The sequence below is a fragment of the Delftia sp. genome (assembly GCF_059499305.1).
The window spans coordinates 470670-484143 of the sequence record NZ_JCABYI010000004.1; the positions used below are offsets into that span (position 1 = coordinate 470670).

The following is a 13474-nucleotide window of genomic DNA, read 5'->3' on the forward strand; positions in this document are numbered from 1 at the left end:
GGAGATGCGATATGGCAGGGTTTGAGCTGCGAGACAGGCGCCCGGGATCTGCCGGTCACCACGGCCCCAGCCACACGACTCAGTCCAATGGCACAGCGTCGGTACTGCCCAGAATCTCCGCCACCTTGAGCGCCAGCGCCTCCAATGTGAACGGCTTGGTCAGAAGCTGCGTCCCGGGGTGCAGGTTTTCCTGGCTGAGGGGCGATGCCTCGGTGAACCCGGTGATGAAGAGCACCGGCAGGTCGGACCGGGCCAGGCGTGCCTCGTCGGCAAGCTGCTTGCCGTTCATTCCGCCGCGCAGCCGCATGTCCGTGATCAGCATGTCCACCCGGGTTCCGGCACGCAGTACCTGCAGCGCGGCGGCTGCATCGGCCACGGCAAGCACCGTGTAGCCCAGGTCGACAAGCGCCTCGTCGATGAGATGGCGGATCGGGGCTTCGTCATCCACGACCAGCAAGGTCCTTTGGGCAGGAACCACCACCTGCCTTGCCGCATCGACCGCGCGTTCGGCAACGGGCGCGGCGTCGCATCTGGGCAGATACAGGCAGACCGTGGTGCCCTGGCCCGGCTGGGAGAAGATCCTGACCGCTCCTCCCGATTGCCGCGCAAAGCCGTAGATCATCGACAGCCCCAACCCCGTTCCATGGCCCACCGGCTTGGTGGTGTAGAACGGCTCGAAGGCGCGCGCAATGGTCTGCTCCGACATGCCGGTGCCCGTATCGGTGACGCACAGCGACACATAGCCGCCCGGCGGAAGATCCCACTCCCGGGCTGCCGCCTCTTCAAGCTCGATATTGGCTGTCCTGATGGTCAGCCGGCCGCCTTCGGGCATGGCATCGCGGGCGTTGATGCACAGGTTCAGGATGGCGTTCTCCAGCTGCGTTCCATCGATTTGCGCATGCCAGAGATGGGCAGCCGGCACGATGTCGATGTCCACGCTGGCGCCCACCGTCCTGCGCAGCAGGTCCTCCCAATCGGCCAGGAGCGCGGCCATATCGGTGGGCTTGGAGTCCAGGATCTGCCGGCGCGAGAACGCAAGCAGCCGCTGCGTGAGCGTGGCGGCGCGCCGCACCGCCCCCTGCGCTCCATGGATGAAGCGCGTGAGGTTGTCCACCTGGCCGCGCGCCAGCATCCGCTGCAGCAGCTCCAGATTGCCCATGACGGCCGCCAGCAGGTTGTTGAAGTCGTGCGCAAGGCCGCCAGTCAACTGGCCCACGGCCTCCATCTTCTGCGACTGGCGCAGTTGCTCCTGCACCTTGGCCAGCGCTTCGGCCTTGGCCATTTCGGAGGTGATGTCGCGGCCCACGGCATTGATGCGGCCTGCCGCCGAACGGGTGGACCAGGAGATCCAGCGGTAGCTCCCGTCCCGATGGCGGTACCGGTTGTCGAACCGGGCATGCGCCATGCCTGTGGCCAGCTCCTGCGTGTCCTGGATGGTGCGCGCCAGATCCTCCGGATGGATGAGATGAAAAAGCGTGGTGCCCAGCAGCTCGTCTTCACGCCAGCCCAACACCTCGGTCCAGGCCGGGTTGACCGCAGTGATGATGCCCTCGAACGTGCAGCGCATCATGATGTCGGATGACAGCTGCCACAGCGCGTTGCGGTCGGCCGTGCGCTCCGCCACCTGTTCCTCCAGCGTGGCATTCAAGCGCTCCAGCGCGGCCTGGGCCTGCTTGCGCTCGGTGATGTCGGAGGCCGCTCCCAGCCAGCCGGTGATGGCGCCTGCGGCATCGAACAGCGGCACGGCGCGCGAGAACGCCCAGCCCACGCTGCCATCGACCTGGTTCACCCGGTGCTCGATCACGTAGTCCGTCTTCGTGCGGATGGCCCGCGCGATCTCCGCGCGCACCAGGTCGCGGTCCTCCGGGGGGATGTAGTCTTCCAGCCAGTTCGTGTTGGACGCCTGCGTGTCGGGAATGAACCCGCCGCCTGCCAGCTGGTGCAGCTCGCTCCAGTCCGCACTGATGGAGTAGCGCACTTCCGAGGAGGAGCGCACCAGCGCATCCAGCCGTTCCTCGCTCTGGCGCAACATGTCCAGCGCGCGTCGTTCCGCATCGATGTCCAGAATGGCGATGGCCGTGGCCACGACTTCCTTGTCTGCATTGCGCAGCGGCACCCCGAACACGCGCGTCCATACCTCAAGCCCCTGGGGCGTGTCATAGACGCAGTCAACGCCCGGTACCACCAGCTCCCCGCGGAACGCGCGGGCAGCCACAAACTGGTCGCGGGGGACGGGCTTGCCCTCCTTGTCCCAACTGCGCCAGCGCCCCCGGTCTTCCTCGGCCGACAGCAGCGAAGGGATGGGGGTCTCCGGCAGGAAATGGCGGTAGGCCGGGTTGGACATCAGCACCGTGCCGCCCTTGCTCACCAGGCACAGGCCTATCGGCAGATGCTCGATGAAATCCGAAAACAGCGTCTTCTGGTCCGCCACCTGCGCATCGAAGGGGTCCTTATCGCTGGCGCCCGCACCCTGCACGGCGCTGGCATGGCCCGCCGTGGCAATCGCCAGCTGCGCCCGCAGCCGGGCGTTTTCAGCCCGAAGCAGGGCAATCTCGTCAGACGCTTGGATCATGGGGGGATGGGGCGGGGCGTTGGGTGGAGGAGAGGGGGCTGCTCGCCGCTGGCGGGGACGGCGATGCTGCCTGGGGATCATAGCTGTGACTGCTGGTGCGACCGATGTTGAGGCTGCAGTCCTCGGTGCGGCAATTCTTGTGAGCTTTCGGCCTTCCAGGGACTATTGGGTTGAATTGGCCGTGCAATGGGCTGAATTTGGGTCCCCAATGACCGATGAATCGGTCGACGAACGCTCGAAATGTTCCATTGAAAATATGGAAGTCGAGAAACTTATTTAGAAAATGGCAAAAGAATGCATATTTTCGCCAATTTCTCGAATATGAATCAAACAAATCGGCAATGAATGATCTGCCCCGTCGTGCAGGCCATGGCTGAAGGGTGGCGGCGATAGGGCTTCCCTGCAGGAAACGTGCCGCAGGCACTGCCGCTGCTGTGACTTTCATGTCACACAGCACAGCTGTCACGAAGAATACTTATGTGTTGCCTAGAGTTCCCGCAGCGGTGGCAGGAGGCTATCGTCATTCTCATTCATAAGTTCAGTTCGTATCTTGCCAATGAAAAATCAAAAAACGTGCTCGCGCATTCTGGGACTCGCGATGGGCACATTCTTCGCCTCTTCTTCCAGCTTGGCCTTGGCACAATCTTCCGTCACCATTTTTGGTGTGGTGGACGTCGGCGTCACCATTGCCAAGTCCGGCAGCAACAGGCTCAATGCACTGAACTCCAGCCAAGGCAAGACCAGCTTGCTTGGCTTGCGCGGCACGGAGGACCTCGGCGGCGGCAACAGAGCTCAGCTCTGGCTTGAAGGCGGCCTCAACCCCGATGTCGGCACTGGCGGCAGCAGCGGCTCCCTTGGCTTCGAGCGCCGCTCCACGATCGGGCTGAGCAACAATTCCTGGGGTGAAATCCGGCTGGGTCGCGACTACACCCCCAGCTACAACATCTTCACCGCTTTCGCGGGCCCCGACACCACCACCGGTGTGCAGGCCAATCTGTTCCAGACGATCCGCCAGACTGCCTACAACGCCGCCAGCCAAAGCGGCGTGGTCGACCGCACGCGCATCAGCAACGCCGTGGGCTACTTCCTGCCGAGCGACCTGGGCGGTGTCTATGGCCAGTTCTCGGTTTCCTTTGGCGACGAGAACGCCTCCGGCTCTGGCGCAAGCAAGGCCCGCAGGTACATAGGCGGCAACCTGGGCTATCGCTCGGGCCCGCTGAACGTGGGTATCGGCTATGGCCGGATCGACGGCACCGCAGCCGTGGCTTCGCCCAGCGCCATCGCCGCAACCAGCGATCTGGAAGACCTGGTGCTGGGCGCCTCGTACAACTTCGGCAGTTTCCTGCTCAATGGCGGATACAACAGCTTGAAGTGGGAGCCCGTCAACGGCGCAACCTCCGGGAAGGTGGACGGTTTCTACCTGGGCGCGACCATCCCCATGGGGCCAGGCAGCTTGCGCGTCAAGTACGCCAGCGCCAAGTTCAGCGGCAACGCCTCTGCCCTCACGCGCAGCGGCGGCAAGGCCGACAAGTATTCGATCGGATATGTCTACGACTTCTCCAAGCGCACCTCTCTGTACGCAGGGCTGGCGCGTGTCAACAACAAGAACGGCGCCAGCGTCGGCCTGATCGGCGGCCCTGCGGGTGTGGCCAACGCCGGCTCGACCGGTGTGGATCTGGGCATCAGCCACTCGTTCTGAGCGGCACAGCGCCTTTTCCAGAAACGAAGCCTTCAAGATGGGGCAGGCCCTTGCCACGCAGGGCCTGCCGATCTGCCGATCTGCTTATCAGGCTTGCCTCTTCTTCTCAAGACCTACTCGCCATGCGACCCCCCACTTCTTCTTCCTGCCTGATGGCAGTGATCGCCGCCGCGGCTGCCTTGCTGAGCGCCTGCGCCGACACCCGCCCGCTCCAGGTCGCCGGCTCCGAGACGGTGATGCAGACCACCGGCGTCGGCAGCATTCGCGCCATCGTCACGCGCCAGGACGTCCAGTTCGACGACAGGTTCTATTTCCCCTACGAAGGCCAACACCCCGCCACCAAGGCCGATTTCCCCAAGGGATTTCTGCCAGCCTACGGTTCGGGCCTGGCCTTGAAGGGCAGGCGTGCCGACGGCACGCTGGAGTTCTACGCCATCACCGATCGCGGCCCGAACGCGACCACCGGCCCGGTCACGCAGATCACCGACGGCTCCAATCCCGCGGGCTTTGCCAGTTCCACGGTGTTTCCCTCGCCCAACTTCATTCCGTCCATCGGCGTGATCGCCCTCGGAAAGGACGGAGCCAGGCTCGTCTCCACCCTGCCGCTCAGATTCAGCGCCACACAGAACGCCAACGGCCGCGTGCAGCCACGGGGCATCACAGGCAACACAGGCGAGCAAGTCCTGGATGACTCCTTCACCTATCCCGGCAAGGCCAAGGGCTACAGCGAATTCGGCCTGGACACAGAATCCGTGGTGGTGGATGCCGCACGCAATGTGCTGTGGGTGTCCGACGAATACGGACCCTTCATCGTGAAGATCGACCCGGCGACCGGCATCATCCAGAAGAAATACGGGCCCGGCACTGGCGCGGCCGATCTGCCGGCCATTCTCGCCAAGCGCCGCGCCAACCGTGGAATGGAGGGGCTGAGCATCGATGCGGCCAGCGGCAAGTTGCACGGTTTCCTGCAAAGCCCCCTGGACGACGGCAAGGCCGACTACACCACCGCTGCCGTTGCCGACGCCACAGGCAAGTCGGAGAACGTGCGCGACTACGCGCGCTTTGTGCGCTGGGTGGAGTTTGACCCGACCACCGAGAAAACCCGCCTGTTTGCCTTGCCCGTGGACAGCCGCTGGTACAACCAAGGCAAGACCGGCAATGCCAAGCTGGGTGATGTGGTCTCACTGGGCAAGGGGAAATTCATCGCCATCGAGCAAGGCACGGGCAAGGACAAGAAAGTCTTCAACGACCTGGTTCTGATCGAGTTTCCGGCCAACGCCACCGACATCACCGCGCTGGGCTCCGACCTGGAAAAGAGCAGCCTGACCGGCAAGCCGGTCAATGGCTCGGACTATTCCAAGGTCGTGACGCTCAAGAAGACCCAGCTCTTCAACCTGAACGCCACCGGCTGGGTGGCCGAGAAGGCCGAAGGCCTGGCACTGGTCGATGACTACACGCTGGCGCTGACCAACGACACCGACTTCGGTGTTTCGCTGGCCGTGCTGGACGCCAGCGGCAAGGAAATCGAAGGCTCGAACGTCACCAAATGCATGGTGGACGCCGACGGCAGGATCGTGAACGACGGCCAATGCGCCAAGGGCGCGGCGAGCCTGCGCTTTACCACCAATGACGTCAACGATCGCAAGCAGCGACTTTGGACCTTTAAGTTCAGCAAGAAACTGAGCGAATACGGCGCTCCCTGAACGACTGCGACTGCGACTGCATTGCATAGGCAAGACAACGGGGCCACGGTAATTCAGGGCGGTTCGTCCAGCGCGAAGGCGCTGCGACGGGCCGCAACGCTGATGTCGCCCCCTCTGGCATCTGCACGGAGCAGCACCGCCGTTGCGGCGCAAGTGCGGGCTTGCCGCAATGACTGGTCCTTTCTACCTTCGGCAGTGTTCCGGCATTGCCCAAACCGGTAGTCGTTGAGTGCGTAGATGGCAGGCATACGTCCGAGCCAAGCACTTTCACAATCAAATCCTCCTCTGCTTGGTCATTTCAGAAGCGCCTTCAAATTCCATGCTGGTTTCCGCGTGAGTCGAGGAAATTCAACAGAGAGCCGTTCAGAATTCAATTCCGGATTTTCGATGGCTTGGGATTGGCCAGTCATCGAATTCCTGAAGAGATAGTGCGTGCGGTATCCTCAGCCGCTCTGTAGAGGAGAAGAAAGTGGCGGTACTGATTCCTGCGATGGGGGCGTGCGTTGGGCGCATGACGCCTGGCGAGCGACGGCTGGCCGAGCGGTTGGAGCAAAAGCTCGAAGACGATTACATGCTTTGGTATGACGTGCCCATTGGCCCCAAGCAGACGCATCCTGACTTTGTCGTCATTCATCCACGCAGGGGCGTTTTGATTCTTGAGACCAAGGATTGGCGGCTCGAGACGGTTCAAGAGGCGACCAAACAGGCCTGGACGCTCATCGTGGATGGAAGGCCCAAGGTCGTCATCAATCCGGCAGCTCAGGCGCGACACTGCGCCATTCAAGTGGTCAATGCACTGGAGCGGGATCAGCAACTCATTCACGGCGAAGGCCCTCATCAGGGAAAGCTGGCATTTCCCTGGGGCAGCGGCGTGGTGTTCACCAACATCACGCGCAAGCAGTTTGAAGAATCTGCACTGGACCAGACGATTGATGCGCATCTGGTCATCTGCAAGGACGAGATGCTGGAATCCGTTGATGCGGAGGCTTTTCAGCAGCGCCTGTGGAACATGTTCCCCCACGCTTTCGGCAAAGCCATGTCGGTGCCGCAGCTCGAGCGCACGCGGTGGATCATGTTCCCGCAGGTGCGTGTTCCGGTGCAAGGCAGCCTTCTGCCGGAAGACGCGGACGAGCTGCCGGACATCATGCGCGTCATGGACTTGCAGCAGGAGCAACTAGCGCGCAGCCTGGGTGATGGGCATCGCGTGATCCACGGAGTTGCCGGCTCAGGCAAGACCATGATTCTTGGCTATCGTGCGGAACACCTGGCCAAGACCGCTTCGACCAAGCCCATCCTCGTGCTCTGCTACAACGAGCCCTTGGCCGTGAAGCTCAATGCCTGGTTTGCGGCCAAGGGCCTGGCCGACCGGGTGCACGCCCGCAACTTCCACAAGTGGTGTCGCCAGCAGTTGGTGGCCTATGGTCAGACGCTACCCGCTCAGGGCCCAGGCATGTTTGATCAGATGGTGGAGTTTGTGATTCGCGGCGTGGACCGGCAACAGATTCCGTCCGGGCAATACCAGGCCGTGATGGTCGACGAGGGGCACGACTTTCAGCCTGAATGGCTCAAGCTCGTCACCCAGATGGTGGACCCCGAGACCAACAGCCTGTTGATCCTGTACGACAGCGCCCAGAACATCTATGGCAAGAGCAAGGCGCGTGGGTTCAGCTTCAAGAGCGTGGGAATCCAGGCCTCTGGGCGCACGACCATTCTCAAGATCAACTACCGCAACACCAGGCAGATTCTGCAAATCGCCAACCGCGTCGCCGCCGAGTTCCTGCAACCCAATGCCCAGGATGAGGACGGTGTTCCGCTGGTGCAACCCATCAGCTGCGGCCGCGAAGGGCAGGAGCCGCTGATCGTGCGCCTGCCGAGCTTGCGGGACGAGCCCGCCAAGATCGCCGAGCTGCTGGTTGCGGCGCATCAGGAAGGCCACGCCTGGGGTGACATGGCCATCCTGTGCCGCGATCACGACTCCATGAACCAGTGCGCCATGGCACTTGGCCGCCGAAAACTGCCGCATCGCGTGCGACATCGCTCAGGTGACTTCGATCCACTGGCCGACACCATCAAAGTGATGACAATGCACGCCAGCAAGGGGTTGGAGTTTCCGGTCGTGGCCGTCGCAGGAGTGGGGCAGATGCCGCGTGAAGGCGAAGATGCGGCGGACGAGGCCAAACTGTTCTATGTGGCTGCGACTCGGGCGACACAAAAACTGGTATTGACTGTGGCGGGTGAAGGGGCGTTTGCGAAGGCGCTGGTGGATGCGTGGTGAGGACGGGCACAAGTCCGTCGTGAGGTGGTCAGTGCTCCAGGCGTGGTCCCAGTAGCGTTGTGCCCGCAGCGCATTCTTGAGGATGGCGCTGCGATCCGAAAAGGATTTTGCGCATGTCACCCTTCCCACTCGGATGCGCAGGCCATCTTGCCACTCGGCGCATTGCGCAGGCGGTTCAGGAAATCCAACTGGCTTTTGGCCGTTTGATTCCCTTTTGCCACGGCTTGCCGCAGCCAGTGCACTGCTTCACAGCGATCCGCTTTCACCGCGGTGCCATACAGGGTTGGGCGTGCCAGAAGAATCCATGCCAGTGTTTCCTGGGCTTGTGGCTCGCCATCCCGGGCCGCCTGGCGCAGCAACGCGAGCATGGAGGCGTACTCGCCCGCAGTCTGCGCCTCCAGGGCCAGTTGAAACCGCTGCTCGGAAGTGGTGGCCGTGTCGAACGGCAACGGTGCCGCCTGGGCCAGCGCGCCGGACAGGGCCGCTGCGATGAACAAGCCATGCCGTGCATGCCGGGCCAGCATGGCAATTGGGGTGGCAATTGTTGTGGCAATGGGGCGGAATTCGAATCGCATTTTTGTCTCCACTTGAACTGAGTGGCCCCATCGTCTTCGCAATCCCGGTCCTTGAAAATTCGGAATTGTCAAAGGCGCCCTCAGGGCCACCCAGAGGCTGACTCGAATCGGCCGTGCAGGCCCGGCGCGCACGGCGTCAGCCCATGAACCCCAGATCGATGGGATACGCCGAGCCGCCGAAGTTGCCGATGTGCGGCAGCACCCCCGCCAGCTCGGTATTCGCCACGCCGAACCAGCGCGCCAGGGTGGCGGCGTACTGGTCCACGGCAGTGCTGGGCAACAGGCGCCCCTGTCCGACATGCCACTGGTCCTCGCTGCCGCTGCCGTTTCCCACGCTGATGGGCGGCGGCGCGCCATAGAAGGACGCGCCACGCACCGCGCCGCCCACCACGAAGTGGTGGCTGCCCCAGCCATGGTCCGAGCCGTCGCCGTTGGACGTCAGCGTGCGGCCGAAGTCCGACGCGGTGAAGGCCGTGACCTTGTCGGCCACGCCGAGTTCGGCCGTGGCGTTGTAGAAGGCCGTCATGGCGCTGCTCACCTTGTCGAGCAGCTGCGGCTGGTTGGCGATCAGGTTGTCGTGCAGGTCGAACCCGCCCAGCGACACGAAGAACACCTGCCGGCGCGTGCCCAGCGCGTTGCGTCCGGCGATGAGCCGGGCCACCACCTTGAGCTGGTCGGCCAGCGGGTTGTTGGCAGGGAAGGCGGTGGACAGGCTGGCGCTGGAGAGGGCTGAAGAGATCTGCCCCTCGGCACTGATGGAGCGCTGCGTGACGCGGGCGTACTCGGCCTCCATCGCGTGGCTGCCGGCCGTCTGCACCAGCTCGCTCAACAGGCCGCGCACGGCGGTCGATCCATAGACGCTGGTGCCCTTGACGGCGTTGATGGGCACGGCGCCGCCCGGGCTGATCTGGTACTGCAGCGCCTGGTCGCCCGAGAGAAACACGGCGTTGCCCGTGGCCGAGATACAGGTGAAGAGCGACGTGGCGTTGGACGACAGCGCCAGGTCGCCCAGGTTGCCGCCCCAGCCCAGGGTGGAGCCTTCTGCGCCCTGCGACTGCCACACCGACTGCTGGTCGTTGTGCGAGAAAAGCTTGGGCGGCAGCGGGTAGCTGCGCCGGTCGCCGGTGGCATATTGGACCCGCGTGAGTGGCACCAGCAGCGGGCCGACGTTCAGTTGCACCGCAGCGCGGCCCGCGTTGAATAGGCCGGCCAGGCCCGTCATGGATGGGTGCAGCGCGTACTGCAAGCCACCGGCCAGCGCCGTGCTGGGCTGCAGCAGCGTATTGCCCAGCGCGGCGCGGGCCAGGGCAATGCCACCGGCCGTGCCATCGCTGTTGCCGCCGCGTATGGCGGAGTACTGCCCGTAGCGGGTGCTGTCGTAGGGCACGACGGTGTTGGCGTAGTCGCAGCCGCCATAGAGGAAGACGCAGACCAGCGCCTTGTAGTCGCTTGCCTCGAAGGCGGCGGCCTCGCCCAGCGCGGCAAGATTCAGGGCGAAGGGCAGGGCGGTACCGGCGGCGGCCAGTTGCGTGCTGCGGCGCAGGAATGCGCGGCGCGTGTGGCGGGCGGGGTCGATGAAATTCATGGAGATGTCGCTTTGCTTTGCAGACGTTCGGTCACTTGTTCGGTCACTTCTGCACCAGATATTCGGGGCTGGCCATCACCAGCAGCACGGCGGCTGCCACGCGGTTGAGCTGGGTGGCGGTGTTGCTGGTGGCCGTCACCGGCGTGGCATTGAGCGCTGCCACGATGCGCGCCTGCGTGGCGGCCGATACCTGCCCTGCCGACAGCAGCAGCGCCACCTTGCGCACCAGCGCGGCGGCGTCGGCCACCAGGGGCAGCAAGTTGGCGTAGCTGCAGGTGATGTCGAAGCCGTTGGCCGCGCTGCTGCCGCCCTGGGGCAGGTCTGGCGCGTTCACGTAGTAGCCGAAGCGGATCACGTTCTGCATGAAGTTCAGGTAGCCGCTCACGCTGGTCTCGGTGACGATCTGGAACTCCGGCGCCACCTGGCCCGTCGTGGCCAGGGGCGTGGAGGGCGGCACGTAGCCCGGGCGGAAGAAGTTGAACACCGAGCCCGAGCGCAGCGGGCTCTGGCCCAGGCGGGTGGCCGGGTCGCTCAGGTTGTCGATCTTCCAGGTGCCGCGTGCCGACCGCAGCCCGAAGGTGCGGCCCCACTGCACGAAGCGCACCATGGGCTCGCGCAGGCGGCCGTACTGGGGGCTGGCAAGCCCTGCCGCGCCGCGCGCCTCCGGGTCCAGCAGCACGGTGGCAATCACGGCGCGCAGGTCGCCCCGCGTGCCGCTGCCGTTGTCGGCGAAGGCGGCGGCCACGCGCCCCACATAGGCGGGGCTGGGGTTGCTGGTGACCAGGCGCTGGATCAGCTGGCGCCCGATGAAGGGCCCCACGTTGGGGTGGTTGAACAGCGTGTCCAGCGCCGCCTTCAGCGCCGCTGGCCCCGACGTGCCCGCAGCCACGGTGGTGCCCAGGAAAGTGGCGGCCAGCGTGGAATGGCGCGCGGCGTTGAAGGCCATGGGCAGCAGCGCCTGCTGCAGCCCCGTCACCGTGCTGCCGCTCAGGTTGGTGGGCTGGTTCTTGCTGGTGTCGTAGTCGTAGCCGGTGAAGACGCGCGCCAGGTTGCTCACATCGGCTGCCGAATAGGTATCGATGCGGTTGCCGCTGCCGTCGCGCTGCTCGGTGCCGTCGGGATTCAGGCGGTAGAGGCCGATGGTGAACAGCTGCATCACCTCGCGGGCGTAGTTCTCGTCGGGCTGGCGGCCGCTGCGGGCGTCTTCCTTCTGGTTGCCGCGCGTGCTCAGGTAGATGCCCATGGCCGGGCTGAGCGTGACGGCCTCCAGCAGCGTGCGGAAGTTGCCGAAGGCATGCTGGTTCAGTAGATCCCAGTAGCCGGAGGCCAGGAAGATGCTCCAGGGCTGCTCCAGCCCCGTGGTGGAGACCACCATGATCTCCGACAGCGCCAATGCCACACGCTTGCGCACGGCGTCGCGCTCCGTGAAAAGCTGGCTCCAGAGCATGAAGTCGGAGGGATACGAGACGTTGTCGTAGCGCGTGCCGGCCTCTGCCACGCCGTAGCCGCGCTGCATCAGCCAGGCCGTGCCCGTGGTGTCCACGGGCAGCGCGAACTGCTCGGCCAGCCAGGGGCCGTAGCCCTTGGCGCGCAGCGCTGCGATCTCCTCGTCGGTGGCCGAGAACTGCGCCTGCAGCAGAAAACGTGCGGCTTCTTCATCGCTGGTGGGGGTGGCCGTTGTGCCCGTACCGGTTCCGCCACCAGGGCCGGCGCCCGTGCCGCCAGTGCCGGTGCCGGGGGCTGAATCGCCCCCACCGCCCCCGCAGGCCACCAGCAGCGCGGCCGCAAGGGAGGAGGCCAGGGCGGGAGGGATCAGGGAGCTCTTCGGTTCGTGGCCGAGGTGGCCGGGCTCTGCGCAGGCAGGCAAGGAATCCGCGGGCGCGCGGTCGGGCGGCTGCAGCGTGGAGGCTGCAGCCTGTGGTGTGGGGTGCATTGTGGGCTTTCAGGCAGAGGCCGGGGCGTGGCAACGAACTGCCTCGCTCTTCGGCGCGTGGCGCAGAGTGTTCCAAGGATTTCGGAGGTGCGCAGCCACCTTGCAGCCCAAAAGCGTGTCAAGACGTTATACGGCGCAGGGGCTGCAGGGGGCTGTATGCAGGGTTGACGCTGTGGAGCCTGGGCAAAGCCCGATGTGGGCCGCTCGCCTGCCGGTGTTCTGAGGGGATGCGCAGCGTTGTGCGGGTGCAACCATGCGGGCGGATTGTCATAGGGCTTTCTCCTGCTGCAGGCTGAAGAATGCGGCTTGACGTCTTGGGGCCGTACACCTGAGTGCGTTGCATCTGCACGGTGCCGCGTTGCCGAGCGGTATCTGTCGCCTGGTGTTCGCATGAAGGCGTCCTGAACGCTGCACGCAGGCTCAGACGCACCAGGGATGCCAAGGCCAGGCAATTCTTGGGTTGCCAGTGCTTGTAGGGTGAAGTCATCCGTGCAAGTTACCTGGATCTCAGATGTTGCACTTCATATTTGACACCACCGTAAATCAACTGTGCAAAGACAATGACAAGAATCTTCTTTATGTTGGTGGCGATCATGATTTCTGGTACCACGTCTGCTGGTGAGAAAAATTCACCACCAATCCAAGATTTAAAAGAAGTAAAGAGATCTGCAGATGAATTCTTGATGAAGGAAAACAGGCAGAAGAGAACCCAATTCACTGCTGTTCGAATAAATCCAAAAATAATAGTCGAACAGTGCGCTGTTCCGCTTGAATCGGACTGGGCATCTTCAGACAGTGGAGTTCTAGGAAAAAGAGTTCAAGTTGTCTGCAGATCGACATTGCACGACAAAAAGGGTTGGCGTGTTCTGGTGCCAATTGCAGCGTCAGCCACACACCAGAATTAGAGTGAAATTCTATGCGTCAGGAATGCTTGGCTGCCACGCAAAACGAAGGGCAATTCCAAGTGGCGCTGACGCCGATTAGCAGCGCTGTCTTTGTGGCGCAGTGCCAATGGATAAGCTCTAGGTTGCTGCAAGGGCTAGTACCCGCCACCTCGCTCGCCGCTGGATCAATGTCATGACTTCGCGCGACTTTGGAGGCGCTTTCTGGGAAGCTGAGGTGGATGGAGTGA

The 13474-nt window shown here is 63.8% G+C and carries 8 protein-coding genes; 4 read left to right on the plus strand and 4 right to left on the minus strand.

Annotation, left to right across the window (positions count from 1 at the left end):
- Nucleotides 1-79: 79 nt before the first annotated feature.
- Nucleotides 80-2572: a hybrid sensor histidine kinase/response regulator gene (locus AC5I49_RS03970; protein WP_495788863.1), complete on the minus strand. Its 2493-nt coding sequence runs from the start codon at nucleotides 2570-2572 to the stop codon at nucleotides 80-82.
- Nucleotides 2573-3170: 598 nt separating this feature from the next.
- Between AC5I49_RS03970 and AC5I49_RS03975 the strand changes: the two genes are divergently transcribed.
- The 3 genes from AC5I49_RS03975 to AC5I49_RS03985 all read left to right on the plus strand — a co-directional run bounded on the left by AC5I49_RS03975 (nucleotide 3171) and on the right by AC5I49_RS03985 (nucleotide 8249).
- Complete coding sequence (locus AC5I49_RS03975; RefSeq protein WP_013802488.1) at nucleotides 3171-4271, plus strand: porin; 1101 nt, start codon at nucleotides 3171-3173, stop codon at nucleotides 4269-4271.
- Nucleotides 4272-4393: 122 nt separating this feature from the next.
- The gene (locus tag AC5I49_RS03980; protein WP_495788864.1) at nucleotides 4394-5974 is read left to right on the plus strand and encodes an esterase-like activity of phytase family protein; all 1581 of its coding nucleotides are present in this window, start codon (nucleotides 4394-4396) and stop codon (nucleotides 5972-5974) included.
- Between the two features lie 511 nt (nucleotides 5975-6485).
- A complete protein-coding gene (locus tag AC5I49_RS03985) occupies nucleotides 6486-8249 on the plus strand; it encodes a DEAD/DEAH box helicase (protein ID WP_495788929.1) in 1764 nt (587 codons plus the stop codon).
- Nucleotides 8250-8365: 116 nt separating this feature from the next.
- Here the strand turns inward: AC5I49_RS03985 and AC5I49_RS03990 are convergent, their stop codons facing one another.
- The 3 genes from AC5I49_RS03990 to AC5I49_RS04000 all read right to left on the minus strand — a co-directional run bounded on the left by AC5I49_RS03990 (nucleotide 8366) and on the right by AC5I49_RS04000 (nucleotide 12342).
- The gene (locus AC5I49_RS03990; RefSeq protein WP_495788865.1) at nucleotides 8366-8824 is read right to left on the minus strand and encodes a sel1 repeat family protein; all 459 of its coding nucleotides are present in this window, start codon (nucleotides 8822-8824) and stop codon (nucleotides 8366-8368) included.
- Between the two features lie 136 nt (nucleotides 8825-8960).
- Nucleotides 8961-10409, minus strand: a complete 1449-nt coding sequence (locus AC5I49_RS03995) for a DUF1501 domain-containing protein (protein WP_495788866.1) — start codon at nucleotides 10407-10409, stop codon at nucleotides 8961-8963.
- A gap of 43 nt (nucleotides 10410-10452) precedes the next feature.
- On the minus strand, nucleotides 10453-12342 hold the full coding sequence (locus AC5I49_RS04000) for a DUF1800 domain-containing protein (RefSeq protein WP_495788867.1): 1890 nt from the start codon (nucleotides 12340-12342) through the stop codon (nucleotides 10453-10455).
- Nucleotides 12343-12902: 560 nt separating this feature from the next.
- Here AC5I49_RS04000 and AC5I49_RS04005 point away from each other — a divergent pair.
- Entirely contained in the window at nucleotides 12903-13247 is a 345-nt protein-coding gene (locus AC5I49_RS04005; RefSeq protein WP_343740738.1) for a hypothetical protein, read from the plus strand.
- Nucleotides 13248-13474: the final 227 nt, after the last annotated feature.